The 25581-nt window shown below is 63.3% G+C and carries 21 protein-coding genes; 10 read left to right on the top strand and 11 right to left on the bottom strand.

The genetic code is table 11. From position 1 onward, the window contains the following. The first annotated feature begins 223 nt into the window (after positions 1-223). The 5 genes from infB to ribF are packed head-to-tail and all read left to right on the top strand — an operon-like array spanning position 224 to position 5859. The gene (infB, locus tag Q1M04_RS11705) at positions 224-2665 is read left to right on the top strand and encodes a translation initiation factor IF-2 (protein ID WP_297998350.1); all 2442 of its coding nucleotides are present in this window, start codon (positions 224-226) and stop codon (positions 2663-2665) included. Between the two features lie 56 nt (positions 2666-2721). After that, positions 2722-3102, top strand: a complete 381-nt coding sequence (gene rbfA, locus Q1M04_RS11700; protein ID WP_204790281.1) for a 30S ribosome-binding factor RbfA — start codon at positions 2722-2724, stop codon at positions 3100-3102. A 2-nt stretch (positions 3103-3104) separates the two neighbouring features. Then, positions 3105-4061: a bifunctional oligoribonuclease/PAP phosphatase NrnA gene (locus Q1M04_RS11695; RefSeq protein ID WP_295758533.1), complete on the top strand. Its 957-nt coding sequence runs from the start codon at positions 3105-3107 to the stop codon at positions 4059-4061. Positions 4062-4076: 15 nt separating this feature from the next. Beyond that, positions 4077-4943: a tRNA pseudouridine(55) synthase TruB gene (gene truB / locus Q1M04_RS11690; protein ID WP_297998354.1), complete on the top strand. Its 867-nt coding sequence runs from the start codon at positions 4077-4079 to the stop codon at positions 4941-4943. A 1-nt stretch (position 4944) separates the two neighbouring features. Continuing rightward, positions 4945-5859 (top strand): riboflavin biosynthesis protein RibF, encoded by a 915-nt coding sequence (gene ribF / locus Q1M04_RS11685; protein ID WP_293279836.1) that lies wholly within the window; start codon positions 4945-4947, stop codon positions 5857-5859. Positions 5860-5894: 35 nt separating this feature from the next. On the opposite strand, the gene Q1M04_RS11680 is transcribed toward ribF, so the two are convergent. From Q1M04_RS11680 to Q1M04_RS11665, 4 genes are all read right to left on the bottom strand, one after another. Then, entirely contained in the window at positions 5895-7817 is a 1923-nt protein-coding gene (locus Q1M04_RS11680; RefSeq protein WP_297998358.1) for a heavy metal translocating P-type ATPase, read from the bottom strand. A gap of 152 nt (positions 7818-7969) precedes the next feature. Beyond that, complete coding sequence (locus Q1M04_RS11675; RefSeq protein WP_297998360.1) at positions 7970-8638, bottom strand: class I SAM-dependent methyltransferase; 669 nt, start codon at positions 8636-8638, stop codon at positions 7970-7972. After that, positions 8599-8817, bottom strand: coding sequence for a cation transporter (locus Q1M04_RS11670; protein WP_204790275.1), 219 nt, complete (start codon positions 8815-8817; stop codon positions 8599-8601). Before Q1M04_RS11670 ends, Q1M04_RS11675 begins: the two co-directional genes overlap by 40 nt. Before the next feature lie 51 nt (positions 8818-8868). After that, the gene (locus tag Q1M04_RS11665; protein ID WP_204790274.1) at positions 8869-9231 is read right to left on the bottom strand and encodes a metalloregulator ArsR/SmtB family transcription factor; all 363 of its coding nucleotides are present in this window, start codon (positions 9229-9231) and stop codon (positions 8869-8871) included. Between the two features lie 160 nt (positions 9232-9391). Here Q1M04_RS11665 and Q1M04_RS11660 point away from each other — a divergent pair, with 160 nt between their 5' ends. Next, positions 9392-9826, top strand: a complete 435-nt coding sequence (locus Q1M04_RS11660) for a PaaI family thioesterase (protein WP_297998364.1) — start codon at positions 9392-9394, stop codon at positions 9824-9826. Between the two features lie 37 nt (positions 9827-9863). On the opposite strand, the gene spoIIR is transcribed toward Q1M04_RS11660, so the two are convergent. From spoIIR to thiI, 6 genes are all read right to left on the bottom strand, one after another. Next, entirely contained in the window at positions 9864-10490 is a 627-nt protein-coding gene (spoIIR, locus tag Q1M04_RS11655) for a stage II sporulation protein R (protein WP_293279841.1), read from the bottom strand. A gap of 63 nt (positions 10491-10553) precedes the next feature. After that, positions 10554-11957: a DUF1576 domain-containing protein gene (locus tag Q1M04_RS11650; protein WP_297998367.1), complete on the bottom strand. Its 1404-nt coding sequence runs from the start codon at positions 11955-11957 to the stop codon at positions 10554-10556. A gap of 152 nt (positions 11958-12109) precedes the next feature. Next, positions 12110-12901: a sensor histidine kinase KdpD gene (locus Q1M04_RS11645; RefSeq protein ID WP_297998369.1), complete on the bottom strand. Its 792-nt coding sequence runs from the start codon at positions 12899-12901 to the stop codon at positions 12110-12112. Positions 12902-13137: 236 nt separating this feature from the next. Next, entirely contained in the window at positions 13138-13725 is a 588-nt protein-coding gene (locus tag Q1M04_RS11640) for a PIN domain-containing protein (protein WP_204790271.1), read from the bottom strand. Positions 13726-13833: 108 nt separating this feature from the next. After that, the gene (locus Q1M04_RS11635) at positions 13834-15096 is read right to left on the bottom strand and encodes a competence/damage-inducible protein A (RefSeq protein WP_297998371.1); all 1263 of its coding nucleotides are present in this window, start codon (positions 15094-15096) and stop codon (positions 13834-13836) included. A gap of 679 nt (positions 15097-15775) precedes the next feature. Next, entirely contained in the window at positions 15776-16954 is a 1179-nt protein-coding gene (gene thiI, locus Q1M04_RS11630; protein ID WP_297998373.1) for a tRNA uracil 4-sulfurtransferase ThiI, read from the bottom strand. A 141-nt stretch (positions 16955-17095) separates the two neighbouring features. Between thiI and Q1M04_RS11625 the strand changes: the two genes are divergently transcribed. Both Q1M04_RS11625 and Q1M04_RS11620 read left to right on the top strand, forming a co-directional pair. Further along, the gene (locus Q1M04_RS11625) at positions 17096-17467 is read left to right on the top strand and encodes a hypothetical protein (RefSeq protein ID WP_297998375.1); all 372 of its coding nucleotides are present in this window, start codon (positions 17096-17098) and stop codon (positions 17465-17467) included. A 12-nt stretch (positions 17468-17479) separates the two neighbouring features. Next, a complete protein-coding gene (locus Q1M04_RS11620; RefSeq protein WP_297998377.1) occupies positions 17480-18106 on the top strand; it encodes a flavodoxin family protein in 627 nt (208 codons plus the stop codon). 64 nt (positions 18107-18170) lie between these two features. Here Q1M04_RS11620 and Q1M04_RS11615 read toward each other — a convergent pair whose 3' ends face one another. After that, on the bottom strand, positions 18171-18497 hold the full coding sequence (locus Q1M04_RS11615; RefSeq protein ID WP_293281485.1) for a helix-turn-helix domain-containing protein: 327 nt from the start codon (positions 18495-18497) through the stop codon (positions 18171-18173). A 307-nt stretch (positions 18498-18804) separates the two neighbouring features. Between Q1M04_RS11615 and Q1M04_RS11610 the strand changes: the two genes are divergently transcribed. Both Q1M04_RS11610 and Q1M04_RS11605 read left to right on the top strand, forming a co-directional pair. Beyond that, the gene (locus tag Q1M04_RS11610; protein WP_297998380.1) at positions 18805-20130 is read left to right on the top strand and encodes a tyrosine-type recombinase/integrase; all 1326 of its coding nucleotides are present in this window, start codon (positions 18805-18807) and stop codon (positions 20128-20130) included. Positions 20131-20380: 250 nt separating this feature from the next. Beyond that, a complete protein-coding gene (locus tag Q1M04_RS11605) occupies positions 20381-25495 on the top strand; it encodes an S-layer homology domain-containing protein (RefSeq protein WP_300447887.1) in 5115 nt (1704 codons plus the stop codon). The last annotated feature ends 86 nt before the right edge of the window (positions 25496-25581 follow it).

The raw sequence follows: 25581 nt of genomic DNA, 5'->3' as shown, positions 1-25581 counted from the left end.
GGGCCGCCCGCCCCGGTACGGGGGCAGGGCCGGGCCCAAGCCCCCCCGCGGCGAGGGCCGGGACAAGGGCGGGGGGCGCTGAGGTGCCGCCCCGGACGAAAGGGCCCCGGGGGCCTATCCATTTCCATAAAATTTCTCCGATCCCGAGTCCGTCTGAAAGCCGGCGGCGGGTGCGCCGGTTTTCAAACGGGCTTCTGGAGAGGAACAGAACGAGGTGTTTTATTTGGCTATTGAAAAATACAGAGTCCACGAGGTGGCGAAGGACTTCGGCCTGCCCACCAAGACCATCACGGAGATCCTGACCAAGTACGGCGCGGCCCCGAAGAACCACATGCAGGTGCTGACGGACCGGGAGCTGTCCGTTATCTTCGACCGGCTGACCCAGGACCATCCTGTCTCCGATATCCAGGTGATTTTCCAGGAGACCTATCAGGAGGCGAAGCCCGCCCCGGCGGCGGTGTCCGCCCAGCAGGCGGCTTCCGCCCAGCCCCCCGCCCAGGCGGAGGAGAAAAAGCCCGCCCAGGGCCAGCAGGGCAAAGCCGCCGCCCAGCAGGGGGGCAGGCCCGCCCCGGCGGCACAGGGCGCCCAGGGCCAGAAGGGCGGACAGAACAAGCCCGCGCCCCAGCAGCAGCCCCAGCAGAATCAGCAGCCCGTTCAGCGGCCCGCCAGCCGGGTGCCCCAGAAGAAGATCGTGGACACCCGGAAGGGCGGCGACGTGAACCTGGCCAAGTACGACGAGCGCCTGGAGACCCTGGGCGGCCAGCAGGGCGAGCGGATGCAGCGCCAGCAGCGCTCCGGCCGGGAGAAGGTCCAGGGCCGGAATCAGCGCCGGGGCGGACCCGCCTTTTCCAACAAGCGCCGCCAGGACGAGGCGGAGAAAATGCGCCGCCTCCAGCTGGAGATCGCCAAGAAAGCCCCCGTCAAGGTCCAGATTCCCGACGAGATTTCCGTGGGCGAGCTGGCCAGCCGGATGAAGAAAACCGGCGCGGAGGTGGTCAAGGCCCTGATGAAAAACGGCATCATGGCCTCCCTGCCCCAGATGATCGACTTCGACACCGCTTCCTTCATCGCCGAGGAAATGGGCTGCAAGGTGGAAAAGGAAGTCGTGGTCACCATTGAGGAAAAGCTCATCGACGTGTCCGAGGACAAGGCGGAGGACCTGGTTCCCCGGGCCCCGGTGGTGGTGGTCATGGGCCATGTGGACCACGGCAAGACCTCCCTCCTGGATACGATTCGGAACACCTCCGTGGCCTCCGGCGAGGCCGGCGGCATCACCCAGCACATCGGCGCCTACCAGGTCCAGGTGAATGGAAAGCCCATTACCTTCCTGGACACCCCCGGCCATGAGGCCTTTACCTCCATGCGGGCCCGGGGCGCCATGGTGACGGACATCGCCATCTTGATGGTGGCGGCGGACGACGGCATCATGCCCCAGACCATCGAGTCCATCTCCCACGCGAAAGCGGCCAACATCCCCATTCTGGTGGCGGTCAATAAAATCGACAAGGAAAACGCCAACCCGGATAAGGTCATGCAGCAGCTGACGGAGCACGGCCTGGTCCCCGAGGACTGGGGCGGGGAGACCATCTGCTGCAAGGTCTCCGCCAAGAAGAACATCGGCATTGAGAACCTTCTGGAAAACCTGGTGCTTCTGGCGGAGATTCAGGAGCTGAAGGCCAACCCCAACCGGGCGGGCCAGGGCACCGTTATCGAGGCGAGGCTGGACAAGGGCCGGGGCCCCGTGGCGACCCTGCTGGTCCAGAACGGCACCTTGAAGCAGGGGGATATCATCATCGCGGGCACCGCCGTGGGCCGGGTCCGCACCATGCTGGACTATAAGGGCAACCGCCTCGCCGAGGCGGGCCCCTCCGTGCCCGTGGAAATCGCGGGCCTCAGCGAGGCCCCCACCGCCGGAAGCCCCTTCTTCGCCGTCAGCGACGAGCGGATGGCCCGGGAGCTGGTGGAGCAGCGCAAGGCCGAGGAGCGGGCGAAGGCCGCCGCCCCGGTGCAGAAGGTCAGCCTGGAGAACCTTTTCGACCAGATCCAGGCGGGCGAGCGGAAGGAGCTGGCCCTCATCGTCAAGGCCGACGTTCAGGGCAGCGTGGAAGCCGTCAAGGCGTCCCTGGAAAAGCTCTCCAACGAGGAAGTGAACGTCCGGGTGATCCACGGCGGCGTGGGCGCGGTGAACGAGTCCGACGTCATGCTGGCCTCGTCCTCGGGCGCCATCATTGTGGGCTTCAACGTCCGCCCCGACGCGGCGGCGCGGGACGGCGCGGCGCGGCAGAACGTGGATATGCGGATGTACCGGGTCATTTATGACTGCATCGACGAAATCACCGCCGCCATGAAGGGCATGCTGGCTCCCAAGTACCGGGAGGCTTTGCTTGGCCACGCGGAGGTCCGCCAGACCTACAAGGTTTCCGGCGTGGGCACCGTGGCGGGCTGCTATGTCCAGGACGGCAAGATCGTCCGCAACTGCTCCATCCGCCTGGTCCGGGACGGCATCGTCATCCACGAGGGCGTGCTGGGCTCCCTCCAGCGGTTCAAGGACGCCGCCAAGGAAGTGGCCAGCGGCTACGAGTGCGGCCTGACCATTGAGAAATTCAACGATATCAAGGAAGGCGATATCGTGGAAGGCTATACCATGGAGGAAATTCCTCAGTAAGGACATGATAAAGGCGGCGGTGTCACCGCCGCCTTTATTAAAAAAGGAGAACGCCTATGGCATCCAACCGAATCCACCGCATCAACGACGAAATCCAGCGGGAGCTGGCGGACCAGCTCCGCAATTTGAAGGACCCCCGGGTCTCCGGCACCGGCATGGTGTCCATCACCCGGGTGGATACCACCAACGATCTGCGCTATGCCCGGGTCTATGTCAGCGTGCTGAACAAGGACCAGGAGAAGGACGTGCTGAAGGGGCTGAAATCCGCCTCCGGCTTCCTTAGGCGGGAGCTGGGCCATGCCCTCCAGCTTCGCTATACGCCGGAGCTCCAGTTTATCGGCGACGACTCCATCCAGCACGGGGCCCATATTTTGGAGCTTCTGCGTAAGGAAGAGGAGAAGGACGCGGCCCGGGGCCCCGGGCCGGAGGAGGAATGACCATGCTCACCATACAGGAAGCCGCCGGGCGGCTGCGGTCCTTTGACAACGTGCTGATTCTCACCCACGTCCGGCCCGACGGGGACACCGTGGGCTCCGCCGCCGCGCTGTGCGCGGGTCTGCGGGCCCTGGGAAAGACGGCGTACCTGCTGCCCAACCCGGAGCTGACGGACACGGCGGCCCCCTACTTCCGGCCCTACGCCGCCCCGGCGGATTTTCAGCCGGAGCGGGTGGTCTCCACGGACATTGCCGCGGCGGCGCTGTTCCCGGAGAACGCCAAGCCTTACGCGGAGCGGGTGGATTTGGCCATTGACCACCACCCCTCCTTCGAGGGCTTCGGGCGGGAGAACTATGTCCGCCCCTCCGCCGCCGCCACGGGGGAGATCATCTATGACATCCTGGCGGAGCTGGGGCCCATTACGGCGGAGATGGCCTTGCCGCTCTACGTGGCGGTTTCCACGGACTGCGGCTGCTTTGCCTATAACAACACCACCGCCCATACCCACGCCGTGGCGGCGGCACTGCTGCGGACCGGCATTGATTTCCAGGCGGTGAACAAGACCTTCTTCCGCACCAAGACGAAGAAGCGGCTGGCCCTGGAGGCCGCCATGCTCGGCGAAATCGAGTACCATGACCACGGCCGGGTGGCGGTGCTGGCGGTTCCCCTGTCCCTCATTGCCAAGGTTCAGGCCGCGGAGACCGACGCGGAGGACCTCTCCGCCCTGGGGGGGCAGATCGAGGGGGTGGACTGCGCCGTCACCATGCGGGAGCTCCGCCCGGACGTGTGGAAATTCTCCCTCCGCACCGGGCCCCGGGTCAACGCGACAAACGCCTGCGCCCTGCTGGGGGGCGGGGGCCACGCCGCCGCCGCCGGGTGCACCGTGGAGGCCCCCTTTGCCGAGGCCAAGGGGCGGATGCTGGAGGCCATCGCTCAGGTGGCCCCGGACTTCACTTTGTAAGTCGGGAGGTTTCCAATGCCCAACGGTATCGTGATCATTGACAAGCCCGCCGGGTGGACCTCCATGGACGTGTGCGCGAAAATCCGGGGCATCCTCCGGGAAAAGCGGGTGGGCCACGGCGGCACCCTGGACCCCATGGCCACGGGGGTGCTTCCGGTCTTTGTGGGCCGGGCCACCCGGGCGGTGGAGTTTGCCGAGAACGGGCGGAAGGAGTACGACGCGGGCCTTCGCCTGGGGCTGACCACCGACACCCAGGACGTGACGGGCACGGTGTTGGAAACCCGCCCCGTGACGGCGGGCCGGGAGGATGTGGAGGCCGCCCTGGCGGGCTTCCGGGGGGACATTCAGCAGGTTCCCCCCATGTACTCCGCCGTGAAAATCCAGGGGAAGAAGCTCTATGAGCTGGCCCGGCGGGGAAAAGAGGTGGAGCGGAAGCCCCGGCCCGTCACCATCTACGGGCTGGAGCTGCTGGAGGCGGAGAGCGAAACGGATTTCCGCCTCCGGTGCCTCTGCTCCAAGGGGACCTATATTCGGACCCTCTGCCACGACGTTGGACAGGCCCTTGGCTGCGGCGGGACGCTGTACAGCCTCCGCCGGACCATGGCGGCGGGCTTTACCCTGGCGGAGGCCGTGACCCTGGAGGAGGTGCAGGAGAAGGGGGAGTCCCTGCTCCGCCCGCTGGACAGCCTGTTTGCCGGGTATCCCGCCCTGACCGTCCGGTCCCCGGGGCAGGAGAAGCGGGTCCGCTGCGGGAACCCCATCTCCCTGCCGGAAACGGCGGACGGTACTTACCGAATCTACGGACAAGACGGGGAGTTTCTCTGCCTCTCCCGGGGGGCGGGGGGGACCCTGACGTCCATCAAGAATTTCTTTGGAGCGTAGTATGAAAGAACGTGTCATTGCCCTGGGCTTCTTCGACGGGGTTCACCTGGGCCACGGCGCTTTGCTCCGCCGGACGGCGGAGGAGGCCGCCCGCCGGGGCTGCGCCCCCGCCGTCTTTACCTTTGACCGGCCCCCCAAGGAGGTGGTTACCGGCGTTCCCTGTCCCCTCATCAACTCCGCCGGGGACCGAAGGGAGCTGGTCCGGCGGCTGTACGGCATCAAGGAGGTCATCCTGGCCCCCTTTGACCGGGAGATGATGACCACCTCGTGGGAGGACTTTGTGGAGGAGCTGCTGGTGGGCCGCTGGCACGCCGTCCACCTGGTGGCGGGCCACGACCACCGCTTCGGCCACAAAAACGCGGGCACGCCGGAGCTGTTAAAGGAGAAATGCGCCGCCCTGGGGATCGGCTGCGACATCATTCCCGAGGTGGAGATCGGCGGGGTTACCGTCAGCTCCACCTATATCCGCCGCCTGGTGGAGATGGGCCAGGTGGAGCGGGCGAACCGCTTTCTGGGCCACCCCCACACCCTGACGGGGACCGTCCGCCACGGGCGGGGCCTGGGCTCCTCCCGGCTCTTTCCCACGGCGAACCTGCCGGTGCCCCCCCATGTGCTGGTCCCCAGCCACGGGGTCTATGTGACGAGGGTCTATTTTGAGGACGGGACCAGCTTCCCCGCCGTCACCAACGTGGGGACCCGGCCCACGGTGAACCGCGGGAGCGACGTGACGGTGGAGGCGTGCCTTTTGGATTTCCAGGGGGATTTGTACGGGCAAACCCTGCGGCTGGAGTTTTACAAGCACCTCCGGGATGAGATTCGCTTTGACTCTCTGGACGCCCTCCGGGCCCAGATTGCCGCCGACGCGGAAACCACCAGGCGGTATTTTCAAGAGGAGCTTTCTCCATCAGAGGCATAAAAAAGCCGGACGGGAATTCCCGTCCGGCTTTGGCTTTACTTCTTGAACTCCTCCACCTGGAGGCAGCGCATGGCGTTCAATATGGCGAGAAACGCCACCCCCACGTCGGCGAACACCGCCTCCCACATGGTGGCCACGCCGAAGGCGCCCAGCAGCAGCACCGCGCCCTTGACCCCCAGGGCAAACCAGATGTTCTGCTTGACAATCCGCAGGGTCTTCCGGGAGATGCGCATGGCGGCGGCGATTTTCGCCGGGTTGTCGTCCATCAGCACCACGTCGGCGGCCTCAATGGCGGCGTCGGAGCCCAGGGCTCCCATGGCGATGCCCACGTCCGCCCGGGTGAGGACCGGCGCGTCGTTGATGCCGTCCCCCACAAAGGCCAGGGCCGCGTTGGGGGATTTCTTCGCCAGGAGGCCCTCCACCCGCTCCACCTTGTCCGCCGGGAGAAGCTGGGCGTGGACCTCGTCGATTCCCAGGTCCCGGGCCACGGCCTTGGCGGCGGCCTCCGTGTCGCCGGTGAGCATGACGGTCTTTTTCACTCCCGCCGCCTTCAGGCCCTCCACCAGGGTCTTGGCCTCCGGCTTGGGCAGATCGGAAATCAGGATGTGCCCGGCGTAGCGCCCTTCCACGGTTACGTGGACGATGGTCCCCGGCAGGTCGCAGGGCTCCCATTGGACGCCCTCTTTTTCCATCAGGCGGCTGTTTCCGGCGGAGACGGCTTTGCCGTCCACCTTGGCCGTTACGCCATGGCCCGCGATTTCCTCCACGTCCGTCACCCGGCTGGGGTCCAGGTCCTTCCCGCAGGCCCTGCGGAGGGAGACGGAAATGGGATGGCTGGACCAGCTTTCCGCCAGGGCGGCGGCCTCCAGCAGCGCGTCCTTTGTGACGCCTTCGGCGGGGTGCAGGGCGGTGACGGTGAAGCTGCCCTGGGTCAGGGTGCCCGTCTTGTCGAAAACCACCGTCTCCGTCCGGGCCAGGGTTTCCAGGTAGTTGCTGCCCTTCACCAGGATGCCGCACTTGCTGGCCCCGCCGATACCGCCGAAGAAGCTCAAAGGTACGGAGATCACCAGGGCGCAGGGGCAGGAGATGACCAGGAAGATGAGGGCCCGGTGGAGCCAGCCGGTCCAGTCCGTCCCCGCCAGGAAGGCGGGCTGGGCAGAGGCCGGAAGCAGCGCCAGGGCGATGGTGGGCAGAAGGAACAGGGCCGTGGCCGCAATGACCACGCAGGGAGTATAGTACCGGGCGAAGCGGGTGATAAAGTTCTCGCTGGCGGCTTTTTTCTCCCCGGCGTTTTCCACCAGGTCCAGGATTTTGGACACGGTGGACTCCTCGCAGGGCTTGGTGACCTTGACCCGCAGCAGCCCGGACTGGTTCACGCAGCCGCTGATCACCGCGTCGCCTGCGCCCACGTCCCGGGGCGCGGACTCGCCGGTGAGGGCGGCGGTGTCCAGGGCGGAAGCGCCCTCCAGCACTTCGCCGTCCAGGGGGACCCGCTCGCCGGGGCGGACCACCACCACGGCGCCCACCTCCACGTCCTCCGGGTCCACCTCCTCCAAAGAGCCGTCCTCCAGCTCCAGGTTGGCGGTGTCGGGGCGGATATCCATGAGGGCGGCGATGGACTGGCGGGACTTGCCCACGGCGTAGTCCTGGAAGAGCTCGCCGGTTTGGTAGAAGAGCATGACAAAGACCGCCTCGGCGTATTCCCCGGTGGCGAAGGCCCCCACGGTGGCCAGGGCCATGAGGAAGTTCTCGTCAAAGACCTGGCCGTTTAAAATGTTGCGGACGGCCTTCCAAAGGACGTCCCAGCCGATGATGAGATAGGGGGCCAGGTACAGAGGGATTTCCATCCAGCGGGGGACCGGGAACAGATTGGGCAGCAGCTTGACGGCGATCAGCAGCGCCGCCGCAGCCAAAATTCGATACAGCATTTTCCGCTGTTTGCGGGTGAGGTTGTTCATGGGGAACGCCTCCTTAAAGACGCGGGTTTTCCGCTTGATTTTCTCGTTTGAGTCTGCTATACTGGAGGCAACATGGAGGGTGGCCATGCCGCCCGTGCTGTGCCGGTAGGCTCCCTGTGCTTCGTTAGGGCGGGGAGCTTACTTTTTTGCGTTCAAAAGGGACCGCCGGAAGGCTCCGGCTTTTGCAGCACCGCCAGACCCACGGGGAGACGCCCGGGGATTACCTCCACCGTCGCCCGGCCAAGACCCAGGCGCTCTAAAAAGGTCCGGTAAGTCTCGGGGGTGAAGGCGTGCTCGTAGTGAAAGCCCACGCCGTGGTAGATTTTAATGACCGCGCCATAGGCCGCTCCCACCTTTCCCTGAAGATAGGTGGGCAGAAGGAGCCGCCCGCCCGGGGCGGTCACCCGCCAAAGCTCCCGGACCGCCTCGTCCGGCGCCGGGAGCAGGTGGAGCACGTTGGCGGCGATAACCGCGTCAAAGCTGCCGTCCGGGTCCGGCAGGGCGGTCAGGTCCCGGCGGACAAAGTCCAGGTTGGTCAGCCCCCGGCGGCGGGCCTTTCGCTTTGCCCGTTCCAGCATGGCCTCCGACAGGTCCGTGCAGAGAACAAAGCCCGCCCGCTCCGCCGCCGCCAGGGAAAACAGCCCCGTTCCGGCGGCGCAGTCCAGCACCCTGGCCCCGGCGGGAATCCGCTCCGCCGTCCGGGCCGCGGCGGCGGCGTTGGCCCGCCGGTTGGTCCACTGGGTAAGATCATAGAGCCGGGCCCAGCGGTCCCAGAAGGTGCTCAAAGGTTGATGATGCAGTCCGGCTCCACCTTTTTGCATACGGCCACAATTTCCTTCATGATGTCGTCAAACCGGGCGTCATCGGCGTCCACGGTCATTTTCTGGGCCATGAAGCTGACGGTGGCGTCGTGCACCCCGTCAATTTTTTTGATGGCCTCTTCCATTTTCGCGGCGCAGTTGGCGCAGTCCAGGTCGGTGAGCTTGAAACGCTTTTTCATGATGATCTTCCTCCTGATATGTTCATATGTTGCTGCATAGGGAAAACGGAATTATTCGCGGACATGCTCCAGCCCCTGGTCGATGATGGTCTTGACGTGGTCGTCCGCCAGGGAGTAGAACACGGTCTTGCCCTCCCGCCGGGACTTCACCAGCCGGACGTTTTTCAGCGCCCGGAGCTGGTGGGAGACGGCGGACTGGGTGAGCCCCAGCAGCGCCGCGATGTCGCAGACGCACATCTCCGACTCGAAGAGCACGTAGAGGATGCGGACCCGGGTGGAGTCCCCGAAGATGCGGAACAGCTCCGTCAGGTCGTAGAGGGTGTCCTCCCCCGGCAGCTCCCGCCGGACCTTTTCCACCACGTCCTCGTGGGCGTGGATGAAATCACAGCACTCCACGTTGTAGCGGTCCTCCATGAGTCCGCCTCCTTTCAAATGAACAATTGAACGAGTGTTCATATGTTCATTATACGCGGCGAACTACGTTTGTCAACCCCCTTTTTCAAGAAAGTTGAAATGGGGACGGCGCTGTGGTATACTGACGCTGTTTTTCACCACTTGATCGGGAGGCTTCTTTATGGAGAATATGGAAACGCTCCGGCTGGAGACGCTGAAGCTGGGGGCCAACGCCTTTACGGACCACAATTTCATCCGGCTGGAATCCGCGGAGGCGGACTGCGCGGTCTACCGCCTGGATATCCGGCCGGAGAGCCGGAATCCCTTCGGCATGGTCCACGGCGGGGCGCTGTACACCCTGGCGGACGACGCCGCCGGCGGCGCGGCCCACAGCGACGGGCGGCACTACGTCACCCAGCACGGGGACCTGCATTTTTTGGACAACCGGGCCCACGGGACCATCCGGGCCGCGGGGCGGGTCCGGCACCGGGGGCGGTCCACGGTGCTGGTGGACGTGGAGATTACGGACGAGAGCGGGGCCTTGCTTGCCACGGGGGCGTTCAGCTATTTCTGCGTGGACCGGAAGCGGATGGAGGAGCGGGCCCGGGAGACATAAAAAAGAGGAGCGTCCTAGGGGGACGCTCCTCTTTTCGTTATTCCAGGGTGTTCTCCAGGGTTTTCCAGAACTCCACCAGCTTGCTTTTCAGCACATAGCCCTGGTCCTCTTCCGTAATGAGGCCCACCTGAGAGGGGGACAGCCCGGCGGCCAGGGCCGCTTCCGGCACCTCCGCCGAGGCGGCGGCGCACAGGGGCGGGAACACCACGCACCACCAGTTCTGCCCCTCTCCCGCGCCGATGACGGCCCGGAGGGCCAGGTACTTCCCGGCGGGGAGGGAGAAGCCCTCGTACTCCCGGGTGGGGAACACGGTGTCCTCCAATTCGATGGTGACGGCGTAGTCATAGCCGTTTGCCCGGATTTCCCCGGCGGCGACGCGCTCCAGCTCCAGCACCTGGCCCCGGAGGAGGGCTTCCGCCTCCCGGCGGTCCGCCGCTCCCGCCAGCAGGGGCTCCGCGTAAGCGAGAATCCGGTCCCGGACCTTCAATTTCAGGGCCTGGTCCTCCTCGGAATCGGAGTTCGCCAGCACATGGAGGCGGACCACCTTGTCGGACAGCTCCTGCCCGGTTTGCAGGGCCATAGCCCCGGTGGCGAGAAACGCCGCCAAAAACAGCAGCAGCACAATTTCCACAAGCTTCAGCCGTCCGGCCTGTTCGGTTTTCATATGTCGTCCATTCCCTTCCCCCTTGCGGGCCTTTGAGGGAAGCATGGACGGCTTTTTCAAATTTTATTCCGGTCCCAGAAAATTTTTCCTGGCCCAGGCCTCCAGCGCCTCGTTTTCCGGCGGCTCCTCCGGGGCCGTCTCGCCGTGGGTGGTGGACAGGTCCGAGGTGTCGATGGGGGCGCTCTCCTCAAACAGATCGTAGTAGTCCTCGTTCTGGAGGGTGGGGCGGCGCTTCCGGGCGATGGCGGTGATGGTGGGATAGAGCACGATGGCGATGAGGCCGCCGGAAAAGCCGTTGTTATAGAGGTTCAGCCCCGCCACCGGCCCGCCGGTCTGGAGGACCAGGGAGGCGTGGATAAACCCCGCCAGCACCCCGTAGGGCCAGCCGAAGTGGCCGGAGATGGGGGCCAGGGTGGTGCCGAAGAGGCCCGCCAGTTGGAGGGAAGGATAGTCCGGGGTGTGGTGCATGCCGTAGGCCCCGATGAAGACCCCCAGCATGACGGGGAGGATGTTCCGGGCGTGCTTGCCAAAGGCGGAAAAGCCCATGATGGTGAAAATGCCCCCGATGGTGGGGCCGTTGAGGTCGCCCCCCACCAGGAGGACGTAGGCCATGCCCAGAAAGCCGTTGACGCCGATGTTCACCAGCACGGGGCCGTAGCCGAACATGCGGAGGTAGTCGCTGGGGGCCCGGCCGGTGGTGGAGAGGAGGCGGCGGTAGCCCGCCCAGACGCTCCAGGCGGGGACGCCGGTAGCGAAGAAGCCCAGGAGAATCAGGACGGAGCACAGCAGGCTCATCACGGCGATGAAGCCGGTGTTATAGCCCTTGGCCCAGTAGAGGACAGAGTCCGGGCTGTCGCCGAAGGCGGTGAGGACGGGCACGATCATCATGGCGAAAAGGCCGCAGGCGAAGCCCATGTTGTAGAGATTCATGCCGTTTTGGACCTTATAGGTGTAGGCGGAGAGGGAGGGGAGGATGAAGCCGATGAGGACGCCGGTCACCGCCCCCAGGGGGAGGCTGGCGTGGATGCTGCCCAGGGACATATAGCTCACCAGCGGGGCCAGGGAGGTGGCCAGCAGGGAGACGGCGGCGTGCTTGGAAAAGGGCTCCCGCTGGTACTTGGCGTAGAGCCAGGTGCCCAGGATGATGGGCCAGATGTTGACGAAGTTCTTCCCGAAGAGGGAAAAGCCCGCCATCAGCCCCATCTCCACGATGGTGAAGCCGTTGTAGGGGTCCCCGGAGAATTTGATGATGCAGATGGAGATGATGGTCACCAGCCCCGCGTTTACCAGGGCCGCGCCGGGCCCGCCGATGGATACATAGTCCGTAATCAGCAGGTCCTGCATGGTGACGATGTGGTACAGCCCCTTCAGGATGTCCATGGGGGCCTCCAGGGTCAGGCCCAGGAGCATCAGCCCGATGGAGAATACCAGCGTGGCCGGGAATAGGTTTTTATAACGGTCCTGCAAGGCGGTTCCTCCCCTGTTTGAAATGGTTTCAAGATTAGTATACTGGAAAAAACCGGGGGACGCAAGAAGGCGTTTGTGAATTTTGCCGGGGTTTGCGTAAAATTTGCGTGAAGCGGAACAGGACCGGCCGCGTGAGGGCCGGTCCTGATTGGTTAGTGATTGCGGATTTTAAACGCTTCCGGGGGCATGGACTCCGACAGGGCCATGAGGGCGTGGTTGAAGCCCCCGCCGTAGTCAAAGCGAAGGTCGGAGAGGGCGGTTCCGCTGACGCGGTCCGGCATGGAGAAGGTGACGCGGGTTCCTTTCCCCTGGTGGGACTCCGCCGTGATAACGCCGCCGTGGCCCTGGGCGATGCCCCGGCAGAGGGCCAGGCCCAGCCCCAGGCCCTGGGGCTGCGGGGCGGGCTGCTCCGCCTGGTGGTAGCTGTCGAAGAGAGTCTCCTGCCGTTCCGGGTCGATGCCGGGGCCGGTATCCTCAACAGAGAGGAAGACCCGCCCCCCGGACAGACGCAGCTCCACGGTGATGAGGCCCCCGGCGGGGGTGAATTTAAAGGCGTTGGACAGCAGCTGGTAGAGAAGCTGTTCCAGCGCGTCGGGGCAGAAGGCGCAGATGTGGCTGTCCGCCGCGCAGACAAGGCGGGTCTCCAGCCCCCGGAGGGGGGCTAGGGAGGCGGCCTTGGCAAAGATGTCCGCCACGAACTCCACGATGTCCCGGTCCTGGAGGGGCAGGGGCTCTTCGCTCAGGTAGCGGGCGGCGGTGAGGTTGTTTACCAGGCGGATAAGGCGGTAGTAGCTCTGGTCCAACAGGGCGGCCCTGGCGTCCAGCTCCGGGTCCTGCTCCCGTGCGGCGGAGGGGGCCAGCCGGGCGGCGGCAAAATACAGGCTGCTCAGGGCTCCGCGCATCTGCGCGGCGGCCTGGGGCAGCAGTGAGAGGTCCAAATCCATGGGGCGGTCTCCTTTCCGGCGAAACTCCCGGAGCGGTCTCGCCCTCTGGAAGCGTCTGGGTTAGCATGTGCCGGGGACGGCGGTCTAAGCCCAGGAAAAGACTGCCTCCCCCGGAAATATCATAGCAAAAGGCGGGGGAAAATACAAGAAATTTATCGAATTTTGTCGAATGATGTCGAACCGGGCGGAAGGAGCAAAAAAATACCGCCCGGATGGGCGGCATTTCAGGGCGGGGCTTATTCCTCCGCCTCTTGGGCGGCGGGCTTTTTCCGGCGTCCGCCCCGGCGGGGGCGAGTCACCTTCACGGGCTTTTCCGGCTCGGGCTCCGGGGACTGGAAGATGCGCTTGAGGTGGTTGTAAAGGGCGCAGCCCTGGGCGGAGCCGTACTCCTTCACCAGGGCGTTGCAAAGCTCCTGGCGGTCCGCCGAGCGGAGGACGAAGGGCAGGTGGAGGCAGCTTTCAATGGAGGGGCGGAGGGCCACCTCCTGAAAGGCGTTGGCGTACCGGGCCTGAAGGGCGTCGATGGAAGCGGCGTAGCCCTTGTCCTGGCTGATGACGTAGGCGTAGTCCGCTTCCCGTTTGCCCACCAGGACGCCAAGCTCGGTGATGATCTGGAAGTCGATGGAGTTCTTGCCGCCCCGGACGCTCTCGATATACTGCACGTCCGCCGCCGTTCCGGCGCAGAGCTTTTGAAGCTTGCTGAGGGCCAGGCCCTTTTCCTTCTGGTAGAAGATGAGGACGGTGTCCTGGTCCGAGAGCATGTCGACGCCGGTGAGCCCGGTGCCGATGTTGTTGTCGCCGTCCACGAGAAAAATGGTTTTCATGAATCCGTTCCTTTGTATCATATTCGCGCCATGTCCGGCGCGTGAGGTTACAAGGGGGAAGTATAGCAGGTTTCCGGCGGAAAGGCAAGGGGGAAATGGTGTGAGGGATTAGATTTGTTCTACCGGCAGGCCCTGTAAATAGCGCCGGACCACGTCGAAGGCGTGGTTCGCCGCCAGGCCCTGGATGCGGTCCCGCCTCCGGCGGCCCAGGTCCAGGCGGCGGCAGAAAGTTCCCTCTGGCGTGGCCAGGCCGATGTACACGATCCCCACGGGGACGCCCCGCTCGTCCGGGTCCGGCCCTGCCGCCCCGGTGACGGAGACACCAAGGTCCGCTCCGGTGATCCGGCGGACCCCCTCCGCCATGGCCCGGGCGCACTCCTCTGAAACGGGGCCGTATGTATCCAGGACGTCCTGGGGAATGTGGAGCACCTCCGCCTTGACACTGGTCCAGTAGCTGACCACGCCGCCCCGGTAAACGGCGGAGATTCCGGGGATGGCGGTGAGCCGCTGGGCAACCAATCCGCCGGTGCAGCTCTCGGCGGTGGCGAGGGTGAGCCCTCGGCGGATCAGATGGCCGTGGCAGCAGTCCGCCAGGTCGCCGCCGTCCACGCCGTAGACGATGTCGCCCAGGGTTTCCAGAACCATTTGCCCCACGGGGGCCAGCATGGAATATGCCTCGTCCTCCGTGGCGGCCTTGGCCGTGGCCCGGAGGCGAACCTCACAGGGCTTGGCGTAGGTGGCCAGGGTGGGGTTGGTCATATGGGCCATTTTTTCGTGGAGAAGCTGGTCGATGGAGCTCTCCCCCATGCCGAAGGTCATGATGTCCTGGGAGACGATAACCTCATGGGAGAGCTTCCGCAGGTAGGGCTCCACATGGCGGCGGAGCATGGTTTCCATCTCATGGGGGGGCCCCGGAAGCATGAGGACGTGGACGCCCTCCGACTCGAAGGCGCAGCCGGGGGCGGTGCCCACGGGGTTGTCGAAGACCGTGCAGCCCTCGGGCAGCTCCGCCTGCTGGGTGTTGTTCTCCGGCATGGGGACGTGGAGGGCGGATTCGTAGAAGGCGCGGATGTCCTCGAGAATGTCGGGGTGGAGGATGAGGGGCTTTCCGAAGGCTTCGCAGATGGTCTGTTTGGTGAGGTCGTCGTAGGTGGGGCCCAGGCCGCCGGTGGTGATGAGGATGTCCGCACGGCGGCGGGCGATGTCCAACGCCTCCCGGAGGCGTTGGGGGTTGTCGCCTACGACGGTGTGCCAGAAGACGTTGACGCCCAGGGCGGAGAGACTTTGGCTCAGGACCTGGGCGTTGGTGTTGGCGATGTTGCCAAGGAGTAATTCAGTGCCTACGGCGATGAGCTCTGCGGTATGAGACATGGGGGGTCCTTTCTTCCCCGGAGGGGGAGGGTTGTACTCGCCCTTGCGGGCGGGGGGGGATTCAGCCATGATGATGGCTGGTTCATTGCACCCCCCATTTTCTCTTTTCCTTCCAGAAGGAAAAGAGAAAACGGGCCGTGCACGGTCCAAAAGAGAAAAGGAAGTATCGCCCTGCGGGGGACGTGGGACGGGGGGACGCGCAGGAGGTGCTTCCTCCGGGTACGCATGTCTCCTGCCCGCGGCGTGGTGCGGGCGGGGGTTTGGTGGTTGCCGAATGGACATTCTTCTCTTTTCGCTGCCGCTTACCTGGCGCAGGGGGGAAGCCTCCAAAAGATGGCGGCCAGCGGAGCGCTGCCGCTCATCTGGCACGCACCGAAAAAGAAGTCCGGTAGACGCGATTCTCCCGCAACCACCGGGGTGCGGCAGCAAAAAGAGGAGCTGGTCCATTCGGTGAAGGACAACCCCCGCTCAATCTAATTGCGCGTGGGAAGTCATTCCGGCTCCGCCGTTCATTCAGCCGCGCCCCCGTCGCGTCCCCCGTTACTTCTTTTTCTCTTTTGGACCGTGCACGGCCCGTTTTCTCTTTTTCTTCTGGCAAGAAAAAGAGAAAATGGGGGGTGCAAAGGACCAGCCATCTTCATGGCTGAATCCTCCCCCGCCCGTAAGGGCGAGCACCGGGTCAAGGCTTGACCCAGATCCATTCCTCCCCCTCTAGGGACCGGGCCGTCAGGCCCTCAACATCCAGCTTCGCTTCCGCCGTGCGGACATCCTCCACCTTGGGCCGGGTGGCCGGATGCCGGGGGGTGAACACCGTACAGCAGTCCTCGTAAGGCAGAATGGACGTATCATAGGTGCCGATCTCCCGTGACATGCGGATAATCTCCACCTTGTCCATGCCGATGAGGGGCCGGAGCACCGGCATCTCCGTCACGTCGTCCGTGACGGCCAGGGCCATCATGGTCTGGCTGGCCACCTGGCCCAGGGACTCGCCGGTGATGAGGGCTTTGGCCCCCGCCCGCTTGGCAATGGCCTGGGCCAGGCGCATCATAAAGCGGCGCATGATGAGGGTGAAATACTCCTCGGGGCAGTTCTTTCGGATTTCTTCCTGAATCTCCGTAAAGGGCACGATATGCACCCGGAGACGGCCGCAGTAGGCCGTCAGCAAATGGGCCAGCTCCAGGACTTTGTCCTGGGCCTGCTGGGAGGTGTAGGGCGGGGAGACAAAGTGCACCATCTCCAGCTCCACCCCCCGGCGGGCCATCATCCAGGAGGACACGGGGCTGTCCAGGCCGCCGGAGAGAAGGCTGACGGCGTGGCCCCCCATACCCACGGGGAGCCCCCCCGCTCCGGGAACGGCGGGGGCGTGGACGTAGGCGTGCTTCTCCCGGATTTCCACATGGACCGTCAGATCCGGGTTGTGGACGTCCACCGTCACCTGGGGAAACGCCTCCGCCAGCTCGCCGCCTACGGCCTGGGAGAGCTGGATGGAGTTCATCGGGTAGTTCTTGTCCGCCCGCTTGCTCTCCACCTTGAAGCTCCTGGCGGAGGCGAAGGCGTCCGCCAGGTAGTCCTTGGCGGTTTCCACGATGGCTTCCACCGTCTTCTCGCAGGGGACCGCACGGGCCACGCTGACCACGCCGAACACCTGCCGGGCGGCGGCATAGGCCGCCTCCATGTCGCAGGTGTCCGTGGTGGGCTCGGCGTAGATGGTGCTCTGGCGGATGTAGACCTGGAAGCTGCCGCAGGATTTCAGGCGGCGGGCCGTGTTGGCCACCAGCCGGTCCTCAAAGGAACGGCGGTTCTGGCCCTTGAGCACCACCTCGCCCAGCTTGAGCAGGAACATTTCATTTTGCCGCATGGGATCATCCTCCGTAAGTTTCAATTTACGGGTGCTATTATAGCGCACTTTGGGCGGAAGAAAAAGGGGGTTTCCCAAAATTCTTGCAATTTTGTTCCCGGTCCGATATAATGAAATTACCTGATAAAAGGAGGGACCGCCATGGTGAAAAAATGGACCGTCCGGCTGGGAATCCTGCTGGTCAGTGCGTGCCCCTACGTCTTTTGGGGGATGTACGCCGACGCCGCTGATAGGAGCATGAAGGGATACCTTCCGTTGCTGGTTTGGGCGGCCGCGCTATACTGGCTGACCGTCAGGACCCGGGACATCCCGGCGCTGCCGGTGGGAAATCTGGTCAGCTTTTTGTCATCTTATTGGTTCACCGCACACTGCCGGCTGGAGAACTGGGGCTGGATTTTCAAGCCGTTCAGCCCGCCTGGTTTTTTGAAGGCGGTCTCGGCCCTCGTATTGCTGGCCCAGGGAATTTTGCTTTGGGTTTTCGTCGTTCGGAAAGAGCGTTCAAATAAAACATAAGGAGGGAGCCCCATGAAAATTGTCGCCATCAACGGAAGCCCCCGGAAAAACGGAAACACCGCCTTGGTCCTGGAGGCCGCGGGCAAAGAAATTCAGGCCACCGGTGTGGAGTTCCAGGTTTTCCAGCCTGGAGCCAAGGTCCGGCCCTGCATGGCCTGTTATCACTGCCTGAACACCGGGAGCCTCCGCTGTGTCCAGGACGGGGACGGGGTGAATGAAATCATCGCCGCCTGTATCGAGGCGGACGGAATTCTCCTGGCCTCCCCGGTGTACCACGGGGGCATTGCCGGAGGGATGAAGTGCGTGCTGGACCGTCTGATGCTGGCGGCGGGCTGCGGGGTGAACCAGCTCCGCCACAAGGTGGGCGGGGCCCTGTGCACCCTGCGCCGCAGCGGCGGCATGGAGACCTATCAGCAGCTGCTGGGGACCATGGACGCCATGGAAATGATTTTGATGACCTCCGATTACTGGGGCGTGGTTCACGGGGCGGACCCCGGCGAGGCCGCCCGGGATGAGGAGGGCATGGCCGTGGCCGCCCAGCTGGGACGGGACATGGCCTGGATGGTGAAGGTGCTTCATGAGTCAAAGCTCCCCGCCCCGGAGGCAGGGCAGAGGCCCATGATGAACTTTATACGCTGACAACTGCCGGCATGTCCGGCAAAGGGAGAGAGGCCCCTCGGGGCCTCTCTCTTTTTTTGCGCGCTCAGTCCCCCCGGAGGAGGAAGAGCTGGAGTACTTTTTCCGCCAGGCGCAGTTCCCGGGGCGTACAGCCCCGCAGAAGCGTTTCCAGAGAGCCCAGGTCCGTCTCTCCGCCCTCCTCCCCGAAGAGTATGTATTCCATGGAAAGCCGGGAGGTCCGGGCTACCTTCATGAGGGTGTCAATGGACATCTGAGAGGTGCCCACCTCGATCTGGCCATAATACCCGGTACCGATGTCCGCCAGCTCCGCAAACTGCTCCCGGGTCAGACCCAGGCGGTTCCGCTGCTGCCGCAGGCGCTGGCCCATGGCGACGCGTTCCTGTTTTGTCATAGAATGTCACTCCTTCCAATCTGTTTTGTTCAGTCTAACCTTGGGAACTGGCGGGCAAAATATGCTGAAAGATATTGATTTTTGTTATCTTTTGGCGTATGATGCAGAAGGACAAACGCGCGCATTCATTGCGGCACAGGCATTTCGGAGCTTTTAAATAGAACTGTATTTGAGATACACGAACGTAACAAATAGGGACAGGAAACGGAAATGCTTTCCTTGGCGCAGACATGGGCCGCCATTCCTGGGATTTCCAGATGGTCTTTTTATTTGTTAAACAAACGTAACATAGAGGGAAGGGGCCGCTATGCAGGACTACGTCGTCAACCGCCCTGACGAGGGGGCTATGGAGCAGGCGCTGCGGGAAAATCCGGGAAACGCCGCGGGGGCCGTGCTGCGCCTGGCTTGGCAGGCCGGGCTGCTGCGGGATGAAATCCAGCACCTTACCTGGGAACAGGTGGACTTTCTGGACGGGTGCCTCGTCCTGCCGGATCGAAAGGTTCCCATCGGGCGGGAGCTGTTGGACTGGCTCCAGGCGCTTCGGGACGGGCGGGACCGGAGCCAGGAGGCGGTGGTTCTCTCGGACCGGGACCGGAAGCCCCTGACGCCCCAGTCCATTTCCCGGCTGGCCCGGACGGCCCTGGACAAGCAGGGACAAACGTCGGTCCGGCTCATCGATCTGCGCCACGACTTCATCCTCCGGCAGCTGCAGGAGCATGACTGGCAGTACGTCTCCCGGATTACCGGCGTGGAGGCGGCGGGACTCAATGTCCATTTCGCGGAGCATTTGGAGGAGAAAAAAATTTCCACCCGCATTCGCCGGGAGGACTCCGCCCAGATTGACGAGTTCGCCCTGTGGAAGCTCCTGCGGGCCGAGGGAACCAGCCCCGCCGGAATTGCCCTGTGGCTGACCTGGCAGGCGGGGCTGCGGCTGGAAGAGCTCATCTCCCTGACGTGGGACCAGGTGCGGGGAGACCGTCTCTGCCTTCCCCAGCGGGAGGTCCCTCTCAGCGGCGGGGCCAAAAAGGCCTTGGAGGAGCTGGCCCGGCGGGAGGGACGGGAGGGCCCTGTTCTCACCGCTCCCAGAAGCCGCCAGCCCTATGACCGGACCCGGCTTTCCAAGCTGGTCCGGGCTGCGCTGATCCGGGCGGGGCTGGACAACCTTACGCTCCGGGATCTGCGGGTGGACTGCGCCCTGCGCTCCGGCGGGGAGGGGCAGATACTCTCCCAGGTCCGCCGGGAGGGCTGGATCACCCGGAATGATGTGTGCGCCTTGCTGAACGTCTCCCGGACCACCGCTTACAACCGGCTCAAGCAGCTGGTGAGCAGGGGACGGCTGACTCAGGTGGGGGCCCGGTACTACCTGCCTGAAAGCGTGGTTCCGCCGGAGCGGCAGGAGGCCGCCGTCCTGGAATACCTGGAGCGGGAGGGCTTCGCTTACCGCCAGGACGTAGCCCGGCTGCTGGGCATCGGCGTGAGCCAGTGCCGCCCGCTGCTCCAGCGGATGCTGGCGCGGGGAAGCATTCTCCAGGACCGGCAGCGGTACATATTAAATAATGAAAAGGCCCCGCCGGAGCCGGAGACCGGCCTGGCCATTCCCGCCGGAGGCGGAAGCGAAAAGAGCGGCGTCTGACGGCGGTATCCAAATTTTGTTACAAACATTTTTCACATAAACAAGATAAAATCTCGGCGATTATCAAACAAATTACAACTGGGCCAAATCTATAGACAAACGGACGGGAGACTGGTACATTGAGCGTGCGGACGACGGACGGAAGAGGCCAATTCCAGGCTTGATGTGGGAAGAGGCTAGCCCCGACACGAATCCTGGAGGGGGCGTTGGAAGTTCGAGCGGACCGTAATCTTTAAAGGAGGAATGTTCAATGAAGAAATTCCTGTCCCTGGTTCTCGCATTGATTATGACCATGTCTCTGGTCACCATCAGCGCGGGAGCCACCGAGTACCGGGATCTCACCGACAAGGACGAGATCCAGTACGAGGAAGCAGTTGCCGTTCTGAACCGTATCGGTGTCATCACCGGTTACGAGGACGGCAGCTTCCGTCCCGAGACGGAGCTGACCCGCGGCGCGGCCGCCAAGATCATCGTCTCCCTGATGATCGGCCCCGACGCTGCCTCCGCTCTGCCCAACAACGCGAGTCCCTACCCCGACGTTCCCGCGGGCCACACCTTCGCGGGCGTCATCGGCTACTGCAAGACGGCCGGCTACATCAGCGGCTATGGCGACGGCACCTTCAAGCCCGCCAACCCCCTGACCGGTTACGCCTTTGCGAAGATGCTGCTGGGCGCTGTTGGCTATAAGTCCAACATCGAGGGCTTCGTGGACACCGGCTGGACCATGAACGTGGCCCGGATCGGCAACGTGGCCGGCCTGTTCGACCGCATCAGCTTCGACGGCGCGAAGGCCGTGACCCGTGACGAGGCCTGCCAGCTGGCTCTGAACACCCTGAAGGCCACCATGGTGGACTACGGCAACGCCAACACCGTTGTCAGCTCCTCCGGCGAGGTCCTGACGGTTCAGGGCAGCAAGGCTGTGTATCGCACCAGCAACAACCGTGACATCAACGCCAACATCAACCGCCGGGTCATCAGCGCGACCAACAACGAGCTGACCCTGGAGTTCGGCGAGGAGCACTTCAAGGATCTGCGCCTGGAGCACGATCGTTATGACCCCGCTTACGACGTGTACGGCCATCCCTCCAACGAGTGGTCCTACAAGAAGGTCACCATCGGCACCTTCCCCCTGAAGGCCGACTTCACCTTCACCAAGCAGATGGCTCACCTGGAAGACACCGTGGCCACCAAGGAGAAGGCTCTGGACCTGCGTAACTATGACACCTACAGCACCGACCACCGCGGCGGCTATGTGAACTGGAGCACCGCTGCCAGCAGCCAGTATGCTGCCAGCCCCTTCGCGGATGCCACCCAGATCCACATCAACGGCTGGAACGCCCGCGTGCTGAACTCTGCTTACAAGCAGAACGTCGCTCCCAGCGGCACCGAGCAGGGCCAGTGGTACACCTACGACGCCCGCGACATCGACAAGGACAACAAGGAGCTGGCTCCTTCTCTGTCCGAGATCTGCGACCTGACCGACAACGGCGTGACCGTTGAGGTTTATGTCTGCCCCGTTGACGCTGACTTCATCACCGACGTCGTCGTCACCCGGACCCAGCTGATGGAAGTTGATCGCGTCGCCTCCGACTATGTCGAGCTGGACGTCATCGACTCCGACAGCAAGGAGCCCCGCGATGACGGCGACCTGTATGAGATCGCCGGCTACAACGACTACTCCCTGTTCGACAAGGTCATCAGCGTTAAGGACAACAACTATGACGCCTACAACGTCCTCAAGGACCTGAAGTCCGGCGACGAAGTTGCGGTTATCCCCTACACCGCTGACGACGGCAAGACCTGGGAGGTCGGCGAGGCCTATGTGCCCGAGACCGTTTCCGGCGCTCTGACCAACGTCGACATCTACAACACCAAGAGCAAGGCCGACGGCAACGCCATCGCCATCACGGTTGGTGGAACCACCTATCCCATCGCGCAGTGGAACAAGGATATGCGCGAGATCACCGGCACCAAGATCCGGGCTACCAAGAAAGACGTGACCCTGCTCCTGGACAAGATGGGCAATGCCCTGCTGGCCAAGGATGTGGGCAACTCCGACAACTGGATCGTCGTCGGCGATTACTATCAGGCCACCCTGTCCTCCGGCCGTGTGGGCTGGTTCGTCCATGGCTGGACCATCAAGGGCGACGAGGTTGACCTGGAGCTGGGCACCATCCGCGGCGCGGCTGAGAAGTACGCTCCCGGCGAGCTTGTGAAGTACGACGTTGCCGGTGCCGGCAATGGCGAGTACGAGCTGAGCAAGCCCAACTACAACAAGCGCGTTATCCTGAAGAAGGGCGTCGAGGCCCCCTGGAGCGAGCCTCAGGGCGCCAGCTTCGATGACAAGGGTACGACCAAGTACACCGGCGAGGGCATCTACAACATCTCCCAGTTTGTGAAACTGACCAGTGGGAAGGTTGACAAGTACAGCATCAAGAGCAACAACACCCTGCTGCCCCTGGAGTTCTACAACTCCGATAGAGCGGTAGACGTTAACGCGTCCGAGGCCGAGGGCAACGCTGTTGTCCACTTCGACTACGGCAACGCGACTGCGACTCCCAACCATCCTGTGGGTACCGATGCCGAGACCGCTGCTGCTGCGGCCACTACCGAGACCGTGTACTGCGGCGAACTCAGTAGCACTGATGGCGGGTTCTACGGCACTCCCGACAATTACAACACCTGGACCTACCGCACCGCTCCCTATGACGGCGTGAAGTTCATCTTTGTGGGCTTCGATGCCGCCAACGGCGAGGTCGAGACCATCAATGTTCTCGACGGCGTGCAGAACGTCAACTATGACGAGCTCAAGCAGATCAACCGCTGGTGGAAGAACGTCGGCACCAACGACGACAACTTCGTTGCCAGCCCCGCCGAGGCCTATGTCGACAAGAACGGCAAGGTCAAGGCCGTGGTCATCAAGTCCGACTCCGCCGAGGCGAGCCTGAAGGATCTGATGATCATCACCGACAACCGCGGCGCCAATACCTCTACCAAGGCCATCGGCGCGGAAGCCCCCACCTCCGGTACCTACTACACCCGTCAGTATGTCTCCGGCGAGGACGGCTTCAAGGAAGAGAAGACCGGCTACTTCGATAAGGCCCTCGATGTTGGCACCGTGCTTACCGGCAGCCTGCAGAGCAGCAATATCATCCGTACCCGCGTCTTCCACAAGGACACTTACACCGACCGCAACCCCGACGGCTTCTATGTCAAGGGCATTAAGCCTCTGGAGACTCAGGAGGGCAAGAAATCCGACAGCGCCTTCTATGTTGGCTCCAAGAAGGGTGTGAACGCCATCCAGTACCTGGGCACCGGCGTCAAGGGCGGCGGTACCCTGACGACCTCCGCTGACATCCTCACCAGCCAGGACGTCATGGGCATCGATACTCCTTACGACAAGGAAGGCCTGATCAAGGTCGACAGCACTACCCAGTTCCTCGACCTGCGCAACGGCCGTCCCGGCAACATCGACGAGCTGAGCGACCTGTTCGACGACGACATCTGCGACAGCAAGACCGTCGAGCTCAAGGTCCTCGTCAACGGCAACAAGAGCAGTGACGGCTTCCGTCATGCTTACGTGATCATGATCCTTGAGGCGAAGCCCGCGGCCGACGATGCGGAGACTCCTGCGGTGACCATCACCGGTAAGACCGAGCGCGTGGCTTGGAGCGGTACCTTCAACAAGACCGAGGTCAAGACCGGCACGGGCACCGAGAAGGATCCCTATGTCTACGAGATTACTCCCGACACTGAGATTGAACTCACTGCCAACGTCAGCGTTACCGGCGTTGCCGAGAGCGCGAAGTGGACCAACCTCAGCGAGGAGCTGACCCTGGCCAACAACAACGGCCCCGTCACCGTCCTGGCTCCCGCCAGCAAGGATGACGACGCTGTTAAGCTGATGTTCCAGGTGACCAACCGCGACAACAGTGTGAAGGACGAAATCCGCACTGAGGAGAAGGTCTATGTCAACATCGTGGCGAAGGATACCACCGGCAGCCAGGAGCCTGGCGGCACGAAGTACACCCTGACCCTGGTTGGCGACGACACCTTCATTAAGAGCGATGGCACGGCTCTGGTCGATGTCTTCGCTGGCTCTGCCGGTGTCAACGGCACTGCGGGCACGCAGCTGATCGATGGCGCGGCTAAGAAGGTTCAGACCTATCAGGTCACCGGCGGCGCTGATGTGACCGTACTCGTTAAGGCTAATACTACCGACCTCGTGACTGCCAGCAAGACCGTCACCGTTGATGGGCTTGCGATTGCCGCGAAGAATGACGCCACCAATGGTGACAGCCTGTCCTTCACGATGCCCAACAGCAATCTCACGCTGAACATGAGCGCGGAGGATACCTTCGTGTCTGATAAGGCTCCCACCGTGACCTACAGTGTCACTCTGCACGAGGGCATCACGGGCACCTATAAGGAGTCCGCCACCGCTAACGAGAGCAAGCCTCTGAACGCGGCGTCTGGTGAGACCGCGGGCGTGACCCAGGTTCCCGATGGCGCTATGATCACCATCACCGGCCTTAAGGGCGCTGTCGCCATCGCTCAGGGAACTCCTCTGGCTATGGCTAGCGCTACCACCTACGCCGAGGGTGACACACTCCCCATCTCCGCCGCCAGCGTTGAGCTGTGGGCTGCTACCGAGGTGAAGTTGGATGCCAAGACCAAGGTTACTGCTCCCGCCCTTGCTGCGGACACCTCTTACTATGTGCCTGTTGGCACCGAACTGACCCCGGAGAAGGACGCTAACTCCGATACCTACACCGCGTTCATCGCCGTGACCGGCGCCGATACGAAGGCCTCTACTACGGAGGGTGCTTTCACCGTCAACGGCAAGGATAAGATCTGGGTCTATGCTGCCTACGAGCTCACCCTGGCCGAGGGTCTCAAGATCACCATTGATGGCAAGGACTTCACTGGCACGGTTTATGTGGATTATGATACCACAGTCACTCCCATTGCTTCTGCCAATCAGATTGCTGTCGAGAAGACGGCCCCTGGTCAGGTCTATGGTAAGAAGTTTACGCCTGATAAGCTGACTGCGGACACTGAGCTTCTGGCGATGACCAAGGTCACCCTGACGGGAGGCAAGATTGCTAAGGCGACTTGGTTCAGCAGTGAGTCTGGTGACAAGAAGGATATTGCCACTGTTAGCGGCGATGATGTGGTTATCGGCGTCCTGGCGAGCGAAAAGATCACCGCTGTTGGTAAGACTACGGATGCCGGCACGAAGATCTCTGTAACTGCTGCGGGCGGTGCCCCGACGATCACCGAAGAGGTGACTGCCGACGGCACGCATACGGCTACGGCTACCTTTGTGGTTGGCACGGGGGCCATTACGGTCACCGAGGCCTAATCCCTAACCACTGCCTAAATTCCCAAGCGGTTTGCGTGTGAGCGCGAACAAATGCCCCGGGCGAAAGCCCGGGGCATTCTTTTACC

Origin of the sequence: uncultured Oscillibacter sp. (assembly GCF_950073225.1) — a bacterium.
Lineage (GTDB): Bacteria > Bacillota > Clostridia > Oscillospirales > Oscillospiraceae > Oscillibacter.
The sequence above is the reverse complement of the archived record's forward strand: the minus strand, read 5'-3'. Positions and strand labels throughout refer to the sequence as shown.